At 36.4% G+C, this 19,052-nt stretch carries 20 protein-coding genes, 2 tRNA genes and 2 pseudogenes; 16 read left to right on the forward strand and 8 right to left on the reverse strand.

The window, feature by feature from the left end; genetic code table 11:
* Positions 1–22 precede the first annotated feature (22 nt).
* The gene (gene rcsC, locus JI723_RS08220; protein ID WP_337979962.1) at positions 23–2,800 is read left to right on the forward strand and encodes a two-component system sensor histidine kinase RcsC; all 2,778 of its coding nucleotides are present in this window, start codon (positions 23–25) and stop codon (positions 2,798–2,800) included.
* 69 nt (positions 2,801–2,869) lie between these two features.
* Here rcsC and rcsB read toward each other — a convergent pair whose 3' ends face one another.
* Positions 2,870–3,520 (reverse strand): response regulator transcription factor RcsB, encoded by a 651-nt coding sequence (rcsB, locus tag JI723_RS08225; protein ID WP_070929256.1) that lies wholly within the window; start codon positions 3,518–3,520, stop codon positions 2,870–2,872.
* 1 nt (position 3,521) lies between these two features.
* Positions 3,522–6,233 (reverse strand): phosphotransferase RcsD, encoded by a 2,712-nt coding sequence (gene rcsD / locus JI723_RS08230; RefSeq protein ID WP_319066609.1) that lies wholly within the window; start codon positions 6,231–6,233, stop codon positions 3,522–3,524.
* A gap of 215 nt (positions 6,234–6,448) precedes the next feature.
* Between rcsD and JI723_RS08235 the strand changes: the two genes are divergently transcribed.
* Both JI723_RS08235 and JI723_RS08240 read left to right on the forward strand, forming a co-directional pair.
* Positions 6,449–6,536, forward strand: a tRNA-Ser gene (locus tag JI723_RS08235).
* Positions 6,537–6,541: 5 nt separating this feature from the next.
* Positions 6,542–6,617, forward strand: a tRNA-Thr gene (locus tag JI723_RS08240).
* Positions 6,618–6,666: 49 nt separating this feature from the next.
* Here the strand turns inward: JI723_RS08240 and JI723_RS08245 are convergent.
* Positions 6,667–6,894 (reverse strand): annotated as a pseudogene (locus JI723_RS08245) (tyrosine-type recombinase/integrase); the annotation flags it as partial.
* Here JI723_RS08245 and JI723_RS08250 point away from each other — a divergent pair.
* From JI723_RS08250 to JI723_RS08260, 3 genes and pseudogenes are all read left to right on the forward strand, one after another.
* A complete protein-coding gene (locus tag JI723_RS08250) occupies positions 6,889–7,050 on the forward strand; it encodes a hypothetical protein (protein ID WP_272579965.1) in 162 nt (53 codons plus the stop codon). The pseudogene JI723_RS08245 and the gene JI723_RS08250 sit on opposite strands and share 6 nt — an antisense overlap.
* Before the next feature lie 149 nt (positions 7,051–7,199).
* The gene (gene umoC / locus JI723_RS08255; RefSeq protein WP_272579954.1) at positions 7,200–7,604 is read left to right on the forward strand and encodes a lysozyme inhibitor LprI family protein; all 405 of its coding nucleotides are present in this window, start codon (positions 7,200–7,202) and stop codon (positions 7,602–7,604) included.
* 126 nt (positions 7,605–7,730) lie between these two features.
* Positions 7,731–7,913, forward strand: a pseudogene (locus JI723_RS08260) (putative quinol monooxygenase); the annotation flags it as partial.
* A 23-nt stretch (positions 7,914–7,936) separates the two neighbouring features.
* Here the strand turns inward: JI723_RS08260 and JI723_RS08265 are convergent.
* Positions 7,937–8,158 carry a hypothetical protein gene (locus JI723_RS08265; protein ID WP_272579955.1) on the reverse strand — a complete coding sequence of 74 codons (222 nt, stop codon included), beginning with the start codon at positions 8,156–8,158 and terminating at the stop codon, positions 7,937–7,939.
* Between the two features lie 510 nt (positions 8,159–8,668).
* On the opposite strand from JI723_RS08265, the gene JI723_RS08270 reads away from it, so the two are divergent.
* Positions 8,669–8,884 carry a YccJ family protein gene (locus tag JI723_RS08270; protein WP_070929261.1) on the forward strand — a complete coding sequence of 72 codons (216 nt, stop codon included), beginning with the start codon at positions 8,669–8,671 and terminating at the stop codon, positions 8,882–8,884.
* A gap of 44 nt (positions 8,885–8,928) precedes the next feature.
* Here the strand turns inward: JI723_RS08270 and JI723_RS08275 are convergent, their stop codons facing one another.
* The 4 genes from JI723_RS08275 to JI723_RS08290 all read right to left on the reverse strand — a co-directional run bounded on the left by JI723_RS08275 (position 8,929) and on the right by JI723_RS08290 (position 11,599).
* Positions 8,929–9,510 carry a cytochrome b/b6 domain-containing protein gene (locus JI723_RS08275; protein WP_272579956.1) on the reverse strand — a complete coding sequence of 194 codons (582 nt, stop codon included), beginning with the start codon at positions 9,508–9,510 and terminating at the stop codon, positions 8,929–8,931.
* A gap of 212 nt (positions 9,511–9,722) precedes the next feature.
* Positions 9,723–9,947, reverse strand: a complete 225-nt coding sequence (locus JI723_RS08280; protein WP_070929263.1) for an ANR family transcriptional regulator — start codon at positions 9,945–9,947, stop codon at positions 9,723–9,725.
* 158 nt (positions 9,948–10,105) lie between these two features.
* Positions 10,106–10,783 (reverse strand): hypothetical protein, encoded by a 678-nt coding sequence (locus JI723_RS08285; protein ID WP_272579957.1) that lies wholly within the window; start codon positions 10,781–10,783, stop codon positions 10,106–10,108.
* A gap of 192 nt (positions 10,784–10,975) precedes the next feature.
* Positions 10,976–11,599, reverse strand: a complete 624-nt coding sequence (locus JI723_RS08290) for a LexA family protein (protein ID WP_070929264.1) — start codon at positions 11,597–11,599, stop codon at positions 10,976–10,978.
* Positions 11,600–11,786: 187 nt separating this feature from the next.
* Between JI723_RS08290 and JI723_RS08295 the strand changes: the two genes are divergently transcribed.
* The 9 genes from JI723_RS08295 (at position 11,787) to JI723_RS08335 (ending at position 19,052) form a co-directional block, all read left to right on the forward strand.
* Positions 11,787–12,221 (forward strand): antiterminator Q family protein, encoded by a 435-nt coding sequence (locus tag JI723_RS08295; RefSeq protein ID WP_272579958.1) that lies wholly within the window; start codon positions 11,787–11,789, stop codon positions 12,219–12,221.
* A gap of 691 nt (positions 12,222–12,912) precedes the next feature.
* Positions 12,913–13,254, forward strand: a complete 342-nt coding sequence (locus JI723_RS08300) for a phage holin family protein (protein WP_272579966.1) — start codon at positions 12,913–12,915, stop codon at positions 13,252–13,254.
* Positions 13,255–13,256: 2 nt separating this feature from the next.
* Positions 13,257–13,649 (forward strand): M15 family metallopeptidase, encoded by a 393-nt coding sequence (locus JI723_RS08305; protein ID WP_272579967.1) that lies wholly within the window; start codon positions 13,257–13,259, stop codon positions 13,647–13,649.
* A gap of 259 nt (positions 13,650–13,908) precedes the next feature.
* Positions 13,909–14,190, forward strand: a complete 282-nt coding sequence (gene lysC, locus JI723_RS08310) for an Rz1-like lysis system protein LysC (protein WP_233445743.1) — start codon at positions 13,909–13,911, stop codon at positions 14,188–14,190.
* An 88-nt stretch (positions 14,191–14,278) separates the two neighbouring features.
* Entirely contained in the window at positions 14,279–14,779 is a 501-nt protein-coding gene (locus JI723_RS08315; protein WP_140178603.1) for a phage neck terminator protein, read from the forward strand.
* Positions 14,776–16,287, forward strand: coding sequence for a DUF3383 domain-containing protein (locus tag JI723_RS08320; protein WP_272579969.1), 1,512 nt, complete (start codon positions 14,776–14,778; stop codon positions 16,285–16,287). Before JI723_RS08315 ends, JI723_RS08320 begins: the two co-directional genes overlap by 4 nt.
* A 9-nt stretch (positions 16,288–16,296) precedes the next feature.
* Positions 16,297–16,731 (forward strand): tail tube family protein, encoded by a 435-nt coding sequence (locus JI723_RS08325; RefSeq protein WP_337979913.1) that lies wholly within the window; start codon positions 16,297–16,299, stop codon positions 16,729–16,731.
* Positions 16,731–17,123 (forward strand): putative phage tail assembly chaperone, encoded by a 393-nt coding sequence (locus tag JI723_RS08330; RefSeq protein ID WP_070929271.1) that lies wholly within the window; start codon positions 16,731–16,733, stop codon positions 17,121–17,123. Before JI723_RS08325 ends, JI723_RS08330 begins: the two co-directional genes overlap by 1 nt.
* Positions 17,124–17,267: 144 nt before the next feature.
* Complete coding sequence (locus JI723_RS08335; protein WP_337979914.1) at positions 17,268–19,052, forward strand: hypothetical protein; 1,785 nt, start codon at positions 17,268–17,270, stop codon at positions 19,050–19,052.

A 19,052-nucleotide genomic window follows, 5' to 3' on the forward strand; every position in this document is an offset into this window, starting at 1 on the left:
GTTATCCCGTGATTTATTCCGCATCCTAGGCTTAATGCTATGGGGAATGGGGGTTTTTATCACTTTATTCTTTCTCTACACTCAGTTTAATGAAAGCAAATCTGATATCCGCCAGCAGTTTTATTCAGGCTTTGAAAATATGCAGGCGTTTATTTTACAAACCGGCACAACATTGCGGTCAATCCAGTTTATGACTGAGCAGCATGAAGATAAGTTAGAAAGCCAACCAGACTTCGTCAGATTGCCAGCAACAGGTTCTTACTCACTGTATCCACTATCATCTGAAGCAAATTGCGAATATTTTAAAACGCAAACCAGTGCTTATTTAACGGCATTTGAGCAGCTGATCTATTTTTGGAAAGACAGTATTGCGGCTCCGCAAGGGCTCAATCATATTTATGTAATTGGCTCTAAAAGCTACTGTATGATGGATTATCCTATCCGTACAACGGTATCAGATATTGAGGTACTCAAAAAAATTGGTTATGAAAATGTTCGTTCTTATCAAAGCTTAAGGTTACAAGGTCAGGAACGTAGTTTATATACGATTGTCCATGGCGTTCAAACCGATACGGGGCAGCTGTATCTTATTCAACCTATCTATTCAGAAGGTAAGCTTTTAGGGTTTATTGGTTTAGAAAGAACGATCAATTTAAACCAATTTAATCCGCGGTATAACAAATCAATTGAAGCTGTAGTGGTAAATGCTTATAACCAGCCTGTTTTGTATTATCCTTCAGATTCGAATCCTAAAAACTCAAGTTTACTATCAATAACAGAACCAAGTTTTTTTGGTTTTAACTCAGATTACTCAAAGCTGATATTCAAAAAACGTCTAACGCCATCATTGATGACGGTAATTTATGCTGTACCAACCATTGAGATATTGTCTGAGCTTAAAGTTACCATATTTTATAGCACGATTATTAATATATTTACCGGCTGTTTGATCTTTTCTTTGATCTGGTTGCTTGAAAAGAAAATGTTAGTTCCAGCAGCAAACACGGCTATTCGACTTGAAGAACATGAACAGTTTAACCATAAAATCGTCGCTTCAGCACCTGTTGGTATCATTATTTTACGCTTGAGTGATGGTGGGAATATTTTAAGTAATGAACTGGCTCATGATTATTTTCGTTTATTAAGCGAAGATGATAAACAACGGATACTGACTATCATTCGGCAAAAATCAAGTAACTATATTGATGTAGTGACGAGTAGCAGCACCCATTTACAAATTAGCTTTGTCAATTCACGCTATCAAAATGAAGATGTCGCAATTTGTGTTTTGATTGACATTAGCATACGTGTGCAAATGGAAAAATCACTACAAGATGTCGCTGATGCCGCAGAACAAGCCAACCATGCTAAATCTATGTTTTTAGCGACGGTGAGCCATGAATTAAGAACACCATTGTATGGGATTATTGGTAATATCGAATTATTACAACGACTTGAATTATCTGATAAAGCGAATAGCCTTGTCACGACAATGGACAACTCATCATCGCTGTTATTGCAAATAATCAGTGATATATTAGATTTTTCAAAAATAGAATCCAAACAGTTGAAGATCGAAAAAAAGTTATTCAACTGCCGCGATGTATTTGCTTTTGTTTTGGCGAACTACTTACCGCTCATTGCTAAGAAACGTATTGCACTATATTCCTACATTGAACCTGATGTACCTGATTTATTATTTAATGATACAGTACGCTTACAGCAGGTGATCTCAAATATTATCAATAATAGTATTAAATTCACAGACTCAGGATTTGTCGTATTTTATGTATGGCGTGATCAAAATTACTTAAAAATTGAAGTCAAAGATTCAGGGATAGGCATGTCCCATGCAGTTGTTTTGCAATTATTTGATCCATTCTTTCAAGTTTATGACCAAAACAATGTAGGGCATAAAGGAACAGGTTTAGGGCTAGCGATTTGTGAAAAACTGATTAATTTAATGGATGGCGATATCGAAGTTAATTCACAAACAGGCTTAGGAAGTTCATTTATCGTCCGAATTCCCCTTTATGGACAAAAATATGTTGAGCACAATATTCCTGAATATCGTCTGAGTTACCGTATAGCGATTGTCTGTCAAAACAGCTTTTTAGCCAATTTTTTAGCTAGATTGCTCAAACATAGCCATTTCATGGTATTTATTGACGATGAAATTGATAAAACAGCCGGTTATGATTTAGTGATCACCGATAACCAAGAGTCGCATGGGGTCAAAGGTAAAAATGAGATCCAGTTATGCAACCTATATGTTGGTGATTTGCGCGAGATTTCAATAAATAAGTGGTTGTACAATACTTATCAAAATGAAAAATTACCTTTTGTTATCGATAAGATTATTTCAAAAGTGGCATTAGGGAATGTACAGAAAGAAGAAACCAATAAAGTAAACTCACATGAAATCGATGTTTCGCTATGCTCTTATCAAGTATTGATAGTGGACGATCATCCAATTAATCGAGTTTTATTGAGTGACCAAATTTCCAATATTGGTTTTAACACTTGTACTGCGGTAGATGGCCTTGATGCACTGAAATACATAGAAAATCATTCTGTTGATATCGTATTGACAGACGTGAACATGCCAAATATGGATGGTTATGAGTTAGCTAAAGCGCTACGAAAGTCTGGGCATACAATACCCATTATTGCTTTGACGGCGAATGCGATGGCAGAAGAAAAACAGCGTTGTATTGATGCGGGTATGGATGAGTGCTTATCTAAGCCAACAAAGATTACGGTGTTAAAAGAGACTTTACTGAGATGTATTTCTAACTAATGTTAAGCTTAGAAAGAGAAAAACCCGTGCAACCGGGTTTTTCGCCACTATTCATAATACATCAATCCATTAATCGGAAGATGAATTATCGATGCTGACAGAAGACAGGTAGTTGAGCAAGGCGATATCATTATCGACACCGAGCTTCAACATGGCTGATTTCTTTTGACTACTGATTGTTTTGATACTGCGATTTAACTTTTTAGCGATTTCTGTTACCAAGAAGCCTTCTGCAAACAAACGTAATACTTCACTTTCTTTAGGTGATAAACGTTTGTCTCCATAGCCACTTGCATTCACTTTTTCTAGCAGTTTACTCACACTCTCTGGGGTGAATTTTTTACCCTTTTGTAATGCGGCTAATGCTTTAGGTAAGTCAGCAGGTGCACCTTGCTTTAGTACGATCCCTTCAATATCCAATTCAAGAATAGCACTTAAAATCGCAGGGTTATTGTTCATTGTTAGAACAATGACAGAAAGATCAGGGTAGTGACGCTTAATATATTTAATCAACGTAATACCATCACCGTACTTATCGCCTGGCATTGATAAATCAGTGACTAAAACGTCAGCGTTTAAACGTGCTAAGTTATTAATTAAAGATGTAGAGTCTTCAAATTCACCAACGATATTGACCCATTCAATCTGTTCGAGTGATTTTCTGATACCGAAAAGAACAATAGGATGATCATCGGCAACAATGACATTTAGGTTATTCATATTATTGGTTACCTTCTGGCATTAGTCTTCTCACTGAGATATCCAGTTCTCTAATGCAATTACTTATTTTCAAGCTGTTTTCTTCTGCTATGTATAGTTCCAAATCTTCACAAAGTTTATGAAGGAACCTAAAATCCAGCATAGCAAAAACTCCTTTTAAACGATGTGCTGTGTTTTTCAATTCGGTTAAATCCTCAACACTTTCGCTATTATACAGTTTATTAATATCTATCGGTACTGTCGTGATGAACAAATCCTTATAATCGCTATTTGATAAAATATTTTGATAAGTGTGTAGTATGTTTTCTATTGAATTATCAGAAGCTGGTGCATGATCGTAATCGGAAAATGATATGCTACCAGAGTGATCTAAACTATTGCTTCCAGATTCTGAGTATTCAATTAGCAAAGATATAGCATCAATCAGCTCATCTGCAAAGTTATAGTTTACTTCAAGGTTGCGCGATGTGACTGAGTTGACACCTGAAGCCGTTCCTGAAATTTTTATTAGGTTCTTAAATGTACTGTCATCATTATCTGTTATCAATAAATCCCAATCAGTATGAGGCGAACTTTCATGCAATTCTAGAAAAATGGCACCATAATTAGTTAGGATATTTCTAACAATGCGGGATGCATCAAGATTGTGAATATCTAGACGTATATGAACATCTTCCAGTAAGGTCGGATAGTTTTTCTCTATTAATGCCGTTTTTATGGGTAGGGTGATTTGGTAATGAGAACCAATAGCAGAACTACTATTAATTGTAAAATTACCGCCCATCTTTTTACTGATTGCCCTACACAAGTAAAAAGTCACCCCTGAACGTGCAAATTGAGAGGAGTTTAATACTTGACCAGAGAATGGGTGCTGCAAGTTACTCAATTCTTGGTTAGTTAAACCATTCCCACTATCTTTGATATCAATCACAATACTTTTTATATCTTCTTGATAATTAAGGGTGACAGATACTTTGCCAAATGCTGTGGTATCAATTGAGTAATCCAGAACTAGCTGTAATAAATGTTCAAGACAGCTTGTATCTAAACTGAATAATGAGTCAGGATTAATATTATTATGAAAGTAAAGAGACAGCCCTTTATGTTTTAACTTCCCAAGGCTTTTTTTTAAAAATTGGCTCACTAGCAAAGAGACTGAAACTTTATCTAACTGTAATTTACCCGTTGAAGATTCAATTGAATTTAATAAATTAATGTTATTAAACCAACGATTAATATAGCCTGTTTGCAGCAGAATAGTCTCAATAAATTCTTGCTTAGTCGTTTCAGATGCATGAAGTAGCCCTTCAACAGCTTTATTTAGCTCATTCAGTGATGGCTGAATTTCAGACTGCATATTTTCAAAAACGACTTTTCTGAGCTGAATATTCTTTTTATATTCACGATTAGCAAGTTCTTGGCGCCGTTGAGTTAACACCTCCTTATCTTTATCAATGATAATAAAGAGATAGGTGTCTTCCAGCATAGTGATATGGACTAAAACAACTTCATAAATATTATTCTCAATCGAAACTTGGATCATATCATGGTTGTTGATTGCTAATTCCTTAATATGATTGAGATCCATTGAAGAAAGCAGGGGATTAACCACACTATTACTTAGGAGTTTTTTGTTGCTGGCGAAATCATAAACCAAAATACCATAACTAATATTATTAATAATATCGTGATTGAGATTATCTTTGAGATTTAGCTCGTGTAGCATAGCGGAGTTGGGTGAAATGATGCGTTTACGGATGAAAATACTGGTAGAAAGCACCAATACTATAATCACTAACATGCAGACTAATAGCCAGAGATTATAGCCAATCACACCAACGACTAAATCTTTTAGGGGAACTTTATAATAAATTTGATAATTACTGCCTTCGATTTGATGAGAAAAGACGAGGCTCGTGCCACGTGTTTCAACATCTTCGCTTTTGCTGGTATCAATATTACGTGGTGAGATAGATAAATAATCACCTTTTAAGTTAAAAGGTAAGATTGAATTTATTGAAATGTCAAAAGAGATCACGCTAGTGAGCTGACCCGGTGAATTGAACATCAAGCGATACGTGTAATAATAAATATTATCTGGTGTTAACTTTTGTAGATTAGAAACAATCTCTCTTCTATCCAGTAAAGTTGACTGCGTTAACATATCAGTGCGTTTTTCTTCCGCAGTTAATGTCAAATAGCTTTCTTTATAGCGTAACTCTGGTTTTAAAATTGAATGTGTAGTGACTAAAACTAATGTGTTATCTGAGCCGTTAAGAAAATACATTGAGTTATATTCATTTCGAGCCCCCCAAACAATCTCCATATAATCAGCAAGTTTACTGGCAAGTTGAGTATTTTTGGGCTTATCGCTGCCAAACAAAATAGCATCAATAGTTTGATTCGCACTACTTAACCAAAATACGTCATGACGGATCTTGGTGGTATGGGATGGCGAGTTTGCTGCATAGGAAGGGGGGGATTCGCTTGATTTTTCATTAACTAGCTTATAAATCAAATTGGCTTGATAGCGATAATCTTCTAATTGATAAGCTAACTGCTTCGCCATGGTGTTTAAAGCGGCTTGTCGGCTAAGTAACCATGAATTATAGGAGTTAAATAGCGATAGTGAGAGCATCACCACCAGTAAGAGGATAAAGAGATAGAATAGACGTGTAAGCCGTGTTGTTTTTATTAATGATTGTCTGTACATATTCTGGTGGACGTTCCTGTCGGCAAAAAGATATTAATTGATTAAAAATCATACGCCTATAAAGGTTTAATGCACCTATTTTGCACAGATATTAACACTTTTGCTATGTAATAGAGAACAATTGAATGAAGATTAGCCAAACGGAACAAAAAAATCAATTTTTTTACTTTCAGGGGTAGACAAGCTGAGCTGATTCCTCCATAATCGCGCCCCATGGAGAGATGGCCGAGCGGTCGAAGGCAGCGGTCTTGAAAACCGCCGATGGGAAACCATCCTAGAGTTCGAATCTCTATCTCTCCGCCATATTCGCCGGCTTAGCTCAGTTGGTAGAGCAACTGACTTGTAATCAGTAGGTCACCAGTTCGACTCCGGTAGCCGGCACCAAATAAGAACCCGCTACATTTCATAGATGTAGCGGGTTTTTTCTTTTTATTTATGTGCATAATGACAATGCTCTAAGTAGTGGTTGTGCCATATTTGTGTCATCGTGTGACATTAGTTCGTTGATCTTCATAACATGTTCAGTTAGATGATCCGGTGCTAAATGAGCATACCTTCTCACCATTTCTATTGAACACCATCCTCCCATTTCTCGAAGTGCAGATAATGAAGTTCCGGACTGAGCAAGCCAACTCGCTCAAGTATGCTTTAAGTCATGAAATCAAAAGTTTTCAATACCTTTTTAGTGATATTATTGGCGGATAATCAAAAGGTAGCAACTAATCTAAATATTTCAAGCGTGGATTTAATCAATGTTACAGCTTCTTTCTTTATAAGCTATCGCAATCATACAGCATCAAAAGTGGCAGAAGGGTAAATCCAAAGCAGGCTGTAAAAACCTAAAAAATTAATACGAAATGAACAATGCACGATATTCAACTGTAAAAAATTGTATTTGTTAATGTTCAGTAAAAAGGCCTATGTTTCAATATGGTTTAACGTAACGATGCAATCACTGGATGACATATGAAAAATTATAGCTTAGTAGCCACTGGTATATTATCAGTATCTTTTTTATTCGGTGCTTCAATGGCGAATGCAAAAAGTCCAATAGAGCAGTGTTATGAGTCAACCGAAGGGCAAGCAAGAACAGCTGTTCAATCATGTTTAAGTGGTATGCTTAATGATTCAGAAAAATTATTAAATGAAGCATACGTAAAAAATAAAGCTGAGTTAGAAAGTGTTGATTCTGTATTAACTAAACAGGCACTGAAATCTTTGGAAGACTCAAAAAAAAGTTTTCAAAAATTCAGAGAAGAAGAGTGTCAGCGGCGTTCAGATGCAATGATGGGGGGCTCTGGTTCTGGTGATGAATTATTGTCTTGTAAAATAGAGATTAACAACTGGCAAGCCAAAAACTTAAGATTGTAATTTAAATTCCAACCTTCCGGAGTTTTGGTGCGTTTACATATTCTAAATAATGGAATAACTGATATCTGGGATCATAATGTGAAGTAAAACAATCAAACGTCATCATAAAAGCGGCTTAAATCTAAATCATATGATTTGTATATTGATGAGAAAGACCCTGGGCATTTTATCTTTATTGAAGAGTGGCCAGATAGACCCGCATTGGATAAACACTACGCTTTGGATTATTTTCAGCGACTGGTACCTATGATCAATCAACACAAAAAGTCTGAACCAAAGTTTATATTGATGGATACTACTGTTAGTTGACAGCCGTATCCATAACAGTGGGGTTAACTGAATGGTTTTTTTAGTTTCTGTTTCTTACTGATAAATCGCCACACTTCAGGTGAATACAAAATAAGCGCAACTAAGAAAAATCCAAGAATGCAAAATTTGTTGAATCCACTAAATAAGACAATAATACCTGCAACAATCATGAGCATGGTACGCCATTTAAAGATGGATAATATATCTGCAATAGCAGAAAAAAATGATTCTAGAAATTCGAACATACAATTCCCTTTTTTAGAAGGGTAATGATACAAGATTAAGTGAAATTTTAATAGTCATCAGTTAATGAGATGCACTTTTATCTCTGTATTTGATTAATTTCCTTATCAAATTTAAAACAGTAAGTATTCCATAATAAAAAAATATTCCTAGCCACTTGAAAAGGCTGTTAGTGGAACAAGAGAATAATAATGTGGCTTTTATCACTCCAAATGCAGATATGTGTGTTTGTACTGATATTACAAGTGTTGCCAAAGAGTATCCTGCTTTATGGTTAGTTATGCTATTGAGTAGAGATAACCGGCATATAATAGTCTCTATAAAGAATGGGCAATAGTGAATATACAGTCCTAATTTGATATACACTCTTTATGTTCTGAAGCTTATGCAAAAGCTTGCTTGCTAGAATATGGTTTAATATTTATGTAAGTGTTAAAGATAGATCACATAACTATTGATTATTTAGAAGACTCCATTTATGTTGAAGTTAAAACTGAACTAAGGAGCTAAAAATGAAAGATCCTCATAATATTGCAGAATGGGCGAAAGTTAGAGAAACCTCAATTGAAATTGCTCAGGCTATCTTTGAACTGGCAAATAATGATGAAGTTTTGGCGGAACAGATATGGGAAGAAGGATCTGATGAAGTTTTGCCATTAGCTTTTTCAAAAACAAAGGCAGATAGATTGTTTTGGGGAGAAGAAACGATCGAACGGCAAAATGTTTGAATGATACTGTTTGCCCCACATACAAGTATGTAGGGCATTTTTAATTATTGATTGGTTGTTTTTGAGTTTCTATACCATAAAATAAAATGTAGTAATCCCATTGCCCCGTGACCAATAATGTAAGCTTCGATTAAGCCTGTTAGCGTTTTATGAATATTTTTGGCTTCATTGGCAAATGTTGAGTCTTGTAGCCATAGAATAAACCAGGTGATCCCGGATAATACAACTAAGGCTAAAGCACCTAAACCTAATCCTTGTATGGAGGTTGCTAGCCCTTTTGGTGAGCTATCGGGTAATTTAAACTTGATAAGCATTTTAATGTCATCATTTATCTGGGAAAACTCTCCCCATAAATAAGGGAAATAGTAACGTAATCCACGGTTAGAGAAACAGATGGTAATTAAAAATGCAGTAAAAAAAAGTAAACTAATTCCCACGATAATATGTAGCCAAGTAAAATAAAATATGTAGCCACTCGTTGGGATATAACCTGTATTTGAAACATCCATCCAATTACTAATAATGATTTGTGTTATCACTAACAAAAGGATGAACATATGCAATATTCTGACTGTGTGTGTTTGATACAAGCCAAAGAATTTCCAAACTGATTTTAGTGGACACATAATGACTCTCGATTAACAAAAAAATTTTTATCTTTGTAATCTTTTTCATACAAACAATCAATGAATTTATTATGATGATAAAAATAAGAATAAATAAGTTAATTAAGAATGATAGCTATAATCATTTGCCATTATAACTAACTCGCTATAATTTATAATAGCGAGTTAAATCAAAAAATCATGAATAGAATGTTTGTTATGTAAATTATAATTTAAATATATTCTTCATCCATAAGTTTATATTTTTCTCTTTGAATTTGCATGTAGCAAAAGTTGGCTCGGTGCTCACACCATATTTGATTACGATAAACGCGTGAGAGTCGATTAGCTTGTGACCATGCCTTTGAAGCTTCAAAGTATTTACCTGAACGTTCTAAACGAATAGCATCTCGAGCAGCACGATAGTAAAGTGGGCCGTCATTGTTTTGAGTTAACATATAGTCTCCAATATTACAGATAGAGATACTCACCTATTTTAAATTGTGGCGTTAAGGTATGATGATGCGAAATATTAACGCCTACATGTGCTTAGCGATTTGTTCGCTTGCTACTTAGCAGTACCTCGAATTATGTATAGTTCGATTTAAAAAAGAGTTTATTGGTTATTTAGTAATGTTTTCGCAATAGAGATAACTTCAGGTAAATTCTCTACCGAAACTTGCCCTAATTTTTTAGCATTAAATTGATTTAAAATTCCAACGGCTTCATTACGCAAGCCATTTTTAGCAAGTTGTAATATTAATTGTTCTGCTTGTGAAAATAATATTTGAGGATCTGTTTTTTTAGGTTGATTCGCTGTGATTTTTTTCGATTCGATAAGTGAAAGGGCATATTCACAACGTTCGGCAATGCCATTTAAATTTGTCCAATTTGCGAGTACTTCGATACATAAATTATGCACTGCCATATTCGGTAATAGAGTAACAGGCTCTAAATTGGCTAATGTCATATACAATGCATTTATTTGGGGGAGTTGCTCAATATTGTCTCCTTGAATAGCGGCTATTATTTTTTCCATATGTTGCTGGCTAATTTGCTCAAAATCACCTTTAAATAATACTGCCAGTGCAACAATTTGTTTAAGATCTAATGAATCTATATCGATATTTGCTGATATGTTGACTTGGTTTTCTATAACAGATTGTTTTTTCTGCATATTAAAATCAATCATTGATTCGAGGTTATGAGCAGGTGCGGAGTGTTGGGACTGTAAAAGTGTGATCAGCTGACGTAATGCGAGCGTATTTTCTTTGATAGCTTGTTTGAGCTCCATGACAATCTCCTATTACTATATAAATTGTATCTATGGAGGTGATAATACTATAAAAATAGTAAATGTAAACTATAAATGTAGTAATTGTTTTGTTTTATACTTATCTAATTGTTTTAGGAAAGGAAACTGAGCAGGAGCACCTTGTTTCCTTACCTATTACCCGCAAGGAAACAAGAAGTAATGAGAAGAGCGTTATCTTTTACGGCGATAAATTCGATGTTCAACCATAACGCCAATCAGTGATATTTGATAGTCGTGGCTATTGAGTGTTGGATAATCAGGGTTTAGTGGAACAAGCTCAAACTCGCCTGTGCCAATGCCTGTTGGACGATACTTCTTGAATGTACCTTGGTTGCCACCGTTTTTAGCAAAAACAAATTCGCCTGGATTAGGCCATATCTCAGTATCAATGACCACAATATCGCCTTCTTTAAACTCAGGTGTCATGCTGTCGCCTTCAACCCGTAAAGCAAATGCGTTCGCACTGATGTCATCATCAACTAATATATATTCAAAATTTCCTTCGTAGTCCGTTATTGGATTTGCATCCTTGAATAGCCCAGCTTGTACGTAGCTAAGAAGTGGGACACGACGGGAGTTGACTTCGGACATAGGCATGATGCTTTTACCGTTTAGTAACCACTCCGGATGAGATTGAAGTGCCTTTGCGATTTCGATGATGTTTCTAGGTTTCTTTGTTCGACCATTTTCAATCGACTCAACTGATTGCTGGCTAATACCCGCGCGTTCAGCGAGTTCTGTTTGTGTTAGGTTTAATTCTTGCCGGCGTTGCCGGATCCTACTAGCCAAAGACATAGGGTAACCCTCGTTAAAATAATGAAAATTCTCTTACTACTCATAATACAATTTTTATTGTATTTGACAAACAAATATCATGGTAGTTAAATACAATCAATATTGTTAAAACGATTTGTTCGAAAAATGACCTTAAATTGGCAAGTAGCGGGTTGTTAAAGATGAGTGATGCAGAGAGGCCCTTTAAATGATGAATAGAAATATACAGCAAATTTTATCCTACTGGGGAAGTTGGTCGTGTGGGGAACATTATGCTTCGATAGGCTGGTCATCTGTTGCGGCGGGCTTTCGTGATTTAGTGTCATATACAAAAAACAATAGACCAATGTGTAGTGATGAAGATGGTTTGGTCATTGATTTATGCGTCTCTAAATTAGGTTTGGTTGGTATGGAAAGGGAGCGTAGCTATATTGAAGAGTTTTATGTTAAAGGGCATTCAAAGAGAGCAATTGGACGTAAATATAAAATTCGTGAAGGCGAAATCCGCGAAAGGATCCAAATCGCAGAAAGTTTTATTTTAGGGTGCCTAGAAACATTAAATATTCAACTAGATATTGATGTTATCTGCAAACAACCATTATCACAATCAGACAAACTAGTGCGCGCGCAAAAATGGCTTTAATCTGCTAAAACTGAAATTAACATGATAAATATAAAGCTCCTTTGATAAGGGGCTTTTTTCGTATTGGAAGCGTGCTTTTCACTAATAGAAAGCTAACCGCTGATTGAGCCCCATTTTTATTATCTAAAAAAGAGATTGGTGCGCGCGCAAAAATGGCGTTAATCTGATAACATTGAAATTGATTAACCAATATAAGGATCCTTTAAAAGGGGCTTTTTTAGTATTGGAAGTGTATTTTTCACTAATAGAAAGGTAATCGCTAATTGAGTCCAGTTTCTATTATCTAAAAAAGAGGTTGGTGCGCGCGCAAAAATGGCGTTAATCTGCTAACATTGAAATTGATTAACCAATATAAGGCTCCTTTAAAAGGGGCTTTTTTAGTATTGGAAGTGTATTTTTCATTAATAGAAAGGTAACTGCTAATTGAGTCCAGTTTCTATTATCTAAAAAAGAGATTGGTGCGCGCGCAAAAATGCCGCTAATCTGCTAAAACTGAAATTTATGAATAACATTTAAATATGTTATGTATATCTTATTTAATATCGACTAAATGAAAGTCATTGATAAAAATTGATGGTTTATCAGGAGATTATTGTCTTGCTAACAATCACTGAAAATCTAGATTAAATTTATCAAAGAGTTAGATTAGTCAAACTTATATGCAAAATAATATTTTAAAGTGAATGTATGTATGCCTGATAAATATGAATGGTGGGGATCTGTTTTTCGATGGCTACAATCCTATTTACCTTTTATTGGTGGTTTTACTTTTGCTGCGTTAGTAGCTTATATCCGAGAACGCCAACAAGGTATGTTATGGAAGCAGTCTTTAGGTGAAGCACTAATGTGTGGTCTACTCAGTGTTGGGACTATCCGTTTTCTTGAATGGTGGTTAGCGCAGAGTGGCAATACAGAGGCTTGGGATTTGTTAGCTGAATTTTGTGGGGTTGTTGTGGGTTTTTTAGGAACGAAGAAACTCTATAGTCTTATTGAACTCATTATACAATTTATAAAAAAACGATTTGGAGTTTAATTATGAGTAAATTTTTATTGAGTCGACGTAGTGAAGAAAATCTACGCGGCGTACATCCTGATTTAGTTAAAGTTGTGCGTCGTGCTTTAGAATTATCTAATGTTGATTTTATGGTTATTGAAGGTAAACGTAATGAAGCTCGCCAAAGGCAGTTGTTTGCCAGTGGAAAAAGTAAAACCATGAACAGTCGTCATTTAACAGGACATGCTATTGATTGCGCTCCTATTATTAACCGCGAAATACCGTGGGATGATTGGTCTAAATTTGCACAAGTTGCTGTGGCTATGAAAAAAGCGGCTGAAGAATTAAAAGTGGATATCGAATGGGGTGGTGATTGGGTTAATTTTAAAGATGGACCTCATTTTCAATTATCACACCAAGCTTATCCTGCATGATTTATGAAAAAACTATTTATGGCAAGTAGTCTTATATTGAGTTTTTGGTTATGGTGGGTAATTAATGATTATGAAAAACTAACGCAAAAATATACTTTATTAAATCATCAGTTATTAGTTCAGCAGTTTATATTTGATATTAATTTAAAACTTTCATCAAAGATTAATGACATTGCAAACCACAATCTTTTACAAAAAGAGGCCGCGATTATTTATTCTGAAAGGAATAAACAAATTATTAAAGAAACGTTTTTCCATAATGAGTGTGCTACTCAGCTTGTGCCTAGTGATGCTGCTAACCGGCTGCGCCAACACTCACAAAGAATATATTCAAATACCTCAAGTCAGTATCCCTGATTATTTATTCAATGATTGCTTACCGCCTATTATTCCAAGTGAACTCACTTGGGGAGAGTCATTATTACTTAATCAGACATTATTAACTGTTATCGAGTTATGTAATTTAGATAAAAAAGCGCTCAAGTTAATTGAACAACAGCGACAAACATTAAGTAATATCCAACTCCCAAATAAAAAGTAAATTGAGGGATTAGTTAAAAGGCTATCTATTCACATGATGAGATAGGCGATTTCGTACGTCTGTGACTTGGCCATTATTGGAATGAAATATGACAACAAACACACTTTCAAGGCTTGATATCAGTAAAGTGCGACAAGTGATCGCAATGTTAACTCAACTTCCTGAAAAGCAAGTTATTGATGGTAGCACCTACACTGATACATCTGCATGGAGTCAATTTATTACGGTCACTCCGCTGACATCTGAACCTATTGGAATAGAGAACAAGTTTGATGCGGAAAATAATCGCGAAATTATCACGTCAACACGTGAAACCATGATTGCAATTAAAGCTTATGGGGAACGTTGTTATTTGCTTATCGAAGATTTATCTACGCAATTACAAACCTACATTGCTCAACAATTATTTAAAGCAATGGGGGGAGGGTTTGTGTGTGAATCGGCGATTAAACATTACCCAGAAGATCCAATAGAAGGAAAACCACAAACAACACAACTGAATTTAACACTTTCACATATTCATCGTATCGAATCATCACTTACTCATGGTGAATCGGTGATTATTACTACTCTAAAGGAATCAATATGAGTTTATCAATTAAAGAGATCATTAATGCACAAATTCTGCCACAGGCAGCGGCAGCACAACGCCGTGATCTGAGTATGGTGGCTATTTTTACTTCTGAGGTCGGTAATGCATTTACGGATGCCACATCACGTTATCTATTTGTTTCTAATGAGCAAGACGTCGCTAATTTGTTTGGCTCTCATTCATCGACATATAAAGCTGCTCAAGCGCTGTTTTCTGCTCGCCCAAAATTAAAACGAGCGATGATTGCTCGTTTTGCAAAAGAAAAACAAGAAATTGCAGCTACAGCAAATGCGCTTAAAGGTTCTACATTGTCGATTGGTGTTAATACACTGAAGCAGATCACTGATGGAACCATGACATTAAATATTGCGGGTCAAGAAGCGGTGCTGGCAGATCTTGATTTTAGTAAAGCGATCGATTTTAGCGATATTGCGCAAGTGATTGATGCTCAATTGCCTGAAGGCAGCAATCTACAAACTAAGTGGGACGAAGTTGGTAATCGAATAATTATTGAAGCAAAAACTGCCGGTGCTGATGCAAAAACTCGGTTAGGTTATGTGACTCCAGCCGAAAACGGCAGTTACATTGGCCATTTGCTGAAATTAGAGGAAGGTCAAGCCACGTTGAGTATTGGTTCTGCCGCTCAGATCATTAATGCGGAGCAGCCTTCTGAGGCATTGCATCAGTTGCAAAATAGCTATCAAAACTGGTACGGCGTCTATTTTGCGGATCAACTCACTGATGAGCAGCTTGAAGATGCTCATGCTTGGATTAGTGCTGCTGACTTAAAAGTCATGGCTTATACCGCAACTCGTGATGAACAAATTGAGTGGCAAAACAGCAATATACTCAAAAAATTGTATGACAAAAACAGTGGTCGCTTAATGGTGCAATTCAATAAGACCGGTGACGACCATGCGGCAGCTGAGTTACTGGCTATTGCGGTGTCAACCACTTGGCAGGGGCAAAATACCGCGAAAACGGTCAAATTTAAGCAGCAAACTTCCGTGCGTTCCGACGACCGCGTCACACAGGATGAGGCACAAAAATGTCGTCGCTTAGGGATAAATTTCTACACAGATTATGACGGTATCAATATGTTAGCCGAAGGGACTATGCTTGGCGGTACGTTTATTGATGAAGTGATGGGGCTAGATGCTTTCATTGATGCATGCCAAAAACAAGCTTTTACTACTTTACAGGCAAGTCCAACTAAAATTGCGCAAACCGATAAAGGGCAAGCAATGTTAATTGGTTCTTTGACCGTTATAGGCAATGAATTCAATCGTAATGGTTTCTTAGCCGGTGGAATTTGGCGAGGCAATGACATTGGTGAAATCACCTTTGGCGATCGTCTAGATGAAGGTTTTTATTTTTATTCGGACAGTTTTGATGTTCAGTCACAAGCTGATCGTGAAGCACGCAAAATGATGCCAATTATGTGCGCTATCAAGCTAGCAGGTGCGGGGCATTCTGCGGATTTACTTATTCAATTCAATCGTTAAGAGGTCACTATGTCTGTATATAATCATAAAAGTCTGATGGTTAGCATCAATGGTTACGAATTTACCGCGTTTGATGAATCTGCTGATGCTTTATCTATTGTGCCTGTCGGTGATGATGGTGCATGGACCTTCGGTGCCAATGGGCGGGGTGTTTACGTATTTAGTGGCAACCAATCAGGTACATTGACAATGAAGCTATTGCAACATTCAGCGGACAACCATTTTTTATCTAACTTACGCAATCAAATGTTAAGCAGCCAGTCTGCGCCTGCACCGCTAGAACTGTATATTAAAGATACTTGGAATGGTGATGAAATTGTTGGTCATGTTGGCTTTTTCACAACACCGCCAACCCAATCTCGTGGCTCGACCCATAACGCGCAATCATGGGTGATCCAATTTGAACGCGTGATCACCAAACTAGGTAAAGGAGCGTTTAACTGATGGAAAAAGATAACATTACTTATGAGCATCGCCATAGCAATTTTGTCGAAGCCAAAAGTCACGCAATGAAATTATTGGGTATGTTAAAAGGCTGCATTGCGATGAATGGCGAGCACGTTGATATTGATGTGGGCGGTGTTTTAGCCAATATTGGCTCTCCAGATATGCAGGGAGTGGAAAAATTTATTTTAAAGTGGGTGACGGCGAAAGATGTCGATAATAATCTGATTCAATTAGATAAAGTAGATGTGTTTAATACGCATTTTAATACTTACCGTTCACATTATTATCCATTAATTGTGAATGGTTTGATATTTCACTTTTCTGATTTTTTGCCCGATGGAGTCGCATCCAAAGTAAATATGCCCAGCTTGGTCAGTCTGACGGCATAACGGACGTTGACTGGTTGAAAATGCTACCCATTATGGAAGGCATCTATACCGGTCACGATCTTCGAACGACAGCAACGCTCGGCGATGTGCTTGATTTTCATGAAGCTTATGCCGAGCGTTTGTTGTCACAGCAGAGGGCAGAGAATGGAAATAGAAAAGCTTCTCACCACACTCGGCTTTGAGGTCGAGCAAGTGGCGCAATTAAAAGGTGTCGTCACTGCCCTCGGCACGGCGGCGGCTTCAATTGCAGAGACAATTAGCAAGGTAAAAAGAAACCTTAAAGGTTTTGGACTGACAATTGATAATTTTAAAGCGGTACTATCCACGCTCGCTATGGCGGTCGATTTTGTGGCTAACCGTTTTATGGGGTTTATTGATAGCACGGTAAAGGGGGTAAAAAATCTCGCTCAACAAAAAGATCTGTTATTTGACATTTCAGAAAAAGAGCTACAGCAAGCCGATGAATATCAAGTCGCAACACAGAAAACAGCATTATCCATAGACGCGATAAAAGCCAAAATAGCGTTGGGATTATTGCCAAATTTAACCGCGGTCATTGACGATTTTAACGCTTGGTTGAGTGTAAATAAGGAATTAATCGCTGAAGGGTTAACCCAAGTTGTGAAATGGGGCTCAAAAGCGATATTGATGATCCGCAATACCGTTAGCGCAATTAGCCAATTAATTGAAAATACAATTGGTTGGAAGGCAGCCATTTTAGGTATCGTGGCTGTTTTGGCCATATTTAAAAAGTCCATGTTGATGGCTTTTGTCGCCAATCCTGTAATGTGGGTTGTCGCGGCGATTGCCGGTTTAATGGTACTGATTGGCGATTTTATGGCTTACCTAAATGGCGGTGAATCACTATTTGCCCGCTTTTGGGCACCTGCTGTTGAGTGGATAAAGTCGCTATTAGCTTGGTGGAATACATTTTATACAGAAAATAAAGCATTATTAGATGCTATGGCTGCTGCGTGGTCACACATGTTTGATGGTGTGCTCATGATTTTTGGTGGTTTTTTTAAATATATCAGTAATGCTTTTAAATTACTTGTAGGTTTATTTAGCGGTAATACCACCATGATGTCTGAAGCATGGAAAGGCATGACTGACGGTTTAATACAAATATGGGAGGGATTAAAACAATACTTTATTGGATTTGTCGCATCTTTTGGTGTGATGTGGAATATGATGGTTCAAGTGATCACCAATGTTTGGAACATCATTAAAACATCTGCATTAGCGCTGTTTGATTGGTTAGTTGATGCTGTTAAATCTGTTGTTGATAATGTATCGAAAATTTTCCTAGCGATCACTCACTATATACTCGCACCTTTTGAAAATGCGTTTGCATTAATTAATGCATTGTTTGCCATTTTTACAGATGACTCAACTTCATGGACTGAGAAGTTAGGCTTAATATTTTATGCCATTGCCAGTTATCTGATCAAACCATTTGAGGCTGGCTGGCAATATATTAAAGAGATATTCAATATTAGTAATACCGATATTGATAAGTTTATTGATGATATTGCGAATACGTTTAACAGTGTTACCGAGTTAATTAAAAAACCGTTTGATATCGCGTTTAAATGGGTAAATGAAAAGTTTGGCTGGGTTATTTCAGGGATTACGTCAGGGCTACAAAAGCTTGGAGTACTCAGTGAAGACAAACAAGGCGAAAATAGTTTACTGAACATTTCAAATGCAACAGGGGAATTAATTGCTCAAAACTTGGCAAATCCTAATTTATCTAATGTTACTACAAGCAACAATAAAAATATTATTGTTAATCAAGGCAGTGTGAATGTTGAACAAAATGTAATGAGCTCAGATCCTTATCAGGCTGCATCATTAGCCATTAATGGGATCAATGATAATCTGACTCAGGTTTTATATCGTTCACTGCAAAGTGCTCATAGCAATTAA

Origin of the sequence: Providencia manganoxydans, assembly GCF_016618195.1 — a bacterium.
GTDB classification, from domain to species: Bacteria; Pseudomonadota; Gammaproteobacteria; order Enterobacterales; family Enterobacteriaceae; genus Providencia; species Providencia manganoxydans.

What these genes read in the sequence shown, in the direction of transcription:
- JI723_RS08295 (WP_272579958.1), top strand. Translation starts at nt 11,787, where the DNA reads ATGATGAATAGAAATATACAGCAAATTTTATCCTACTGGGGAAGTTGG.
- JI723_RS08305 (WP_272579967.1), top strand. Translation starts at nt 13,257, where the DNA reads ATGAGTAAATTTTTATTGAGTCGACGTAGTGAAGAAAATCTACGCGGC.
- JI723_RS08275 (WP_272579956.1), bottom strand. Translation starts at nt 9,510, where the DNA reads ATGTGTCCACTAAAATCAGTTTGGAAATTCTTTGGCTTGTATCAAACA.
- JI723_RS08315 (WP_140178603.1), top strand. Translation starts at nt 14,279, where the DNA reads ATGACAACAAACACACTTTCAAGGCTTGATATCAGTAAAGTGCGACAA.
- JI723_RS08265 (WP_272579955.1), bottom strand. Translation starts at nt 8,158, where the DNA reads ATGTTCGAATTTCTAGAATCATTTTTTTCTGCTATTGCAGATATATTA.
- JI723_RS08300 (WP_272579966.1), top strand. Translation starts at nt 12,913, where the DNA reads ATGCCTGATAAATATGAATGGTGGGGATCTGTTTTTCGATGGCTACAA.
- umoC (WP_272579954.1), top strand. Translation starts at nt 7,200, where the DNA reads ATGAAAAATTATAGCTTAGTAGCCACTGGTATATTATCAGTATCTTTT.
- JI723_RS08330 (WP_070929271.1), top strand. Translation starts at nt 16,731, where the DNA reads ATGGAAAAAGATAACATTACTTATGAGCATCGCCATAGCAATTTTGTC.
- rcsB (WP_070929256.1), bottom strand. Translation starts at nt 3,520, where the DNA reads ATGAATAACCTAAATGTCATTGTTGCCGATGATCATCCTATTGTTCTT.
- JI723_RS08325 (WP_337979913.1), top strand. Translation starts at nt 16,297, where the DNA reads ATGTCTGTATATAATCATAAAAGTCTGATGGTTAGCATCAATGGTTAC.
- JI723_RS08285 (WP_272579957.1), bottom strand. Translation starts at nt 10,783, where the DNA reads ATGGAGCTCAAACAAGCTATCAAAGAAAATACGCTCGCATTACGTCAG.
- JI723_RS08250 (WP_272579965.1), top strand. Translation starts at nt 6,889, where the DNA reads ATGAAATCAAAAGTTTTCAATACCTTTTTAGTGATATTATTGGCGGAT.
- JI723_RS08290 (WP_070929264.1), bottom strand. Translation starts at nt 11,599, where the DNA reads ATGTCTTTGGCTAGTAGGATCCGGCAACGCCGGCAAGAATTAAACCTA.
- JI723_RS08320 (WP_272579969.1), top strand. Translation starts at nt 14,776, where the DNA reads ATGAGTTTATCAATTAAAGAGATCATTAATGCACAAATTCTGCCACAG.
- lysC (WP_233445743.1), top strand. Translation starts at nt 13,909, where the DNA reads ATGAGTGTGCTACTCAGCTTGTGCCTAGTGATGCTGCTAACCGGCTGC.
- JI723_RS08335 (WP_337979914.1), top strand. Translation starts at nt 17,268, where the DNA reads ATGGAAATAGAAAAGCTTCTCACCACACTCGGCTTTGAGGTCGAGCAA.
- JI723_RS08280 (WP_070929263.1), bottom strand. Translation starts at nt 9,947, where the DNA reads ATGTTAACTCAAAACAATGACGGCCCACTTTACTATCGTGCTGCTCGA.
- rcsD (WP_319066609.1), bottom strand. Translation starts at nt 6,233, where the DNA reads ATGTACAGACAATCATTAATAAAAACAACACGGCTTACACGTCTATTC.
- JI723_RS08270 (WP_070929261.1), top strand. Translation starts at nt 8,669, where the DNA reads ATGAAAGATCCTCATAATATTGCAGAATGGGCGAAAGTTAGAGAAACC.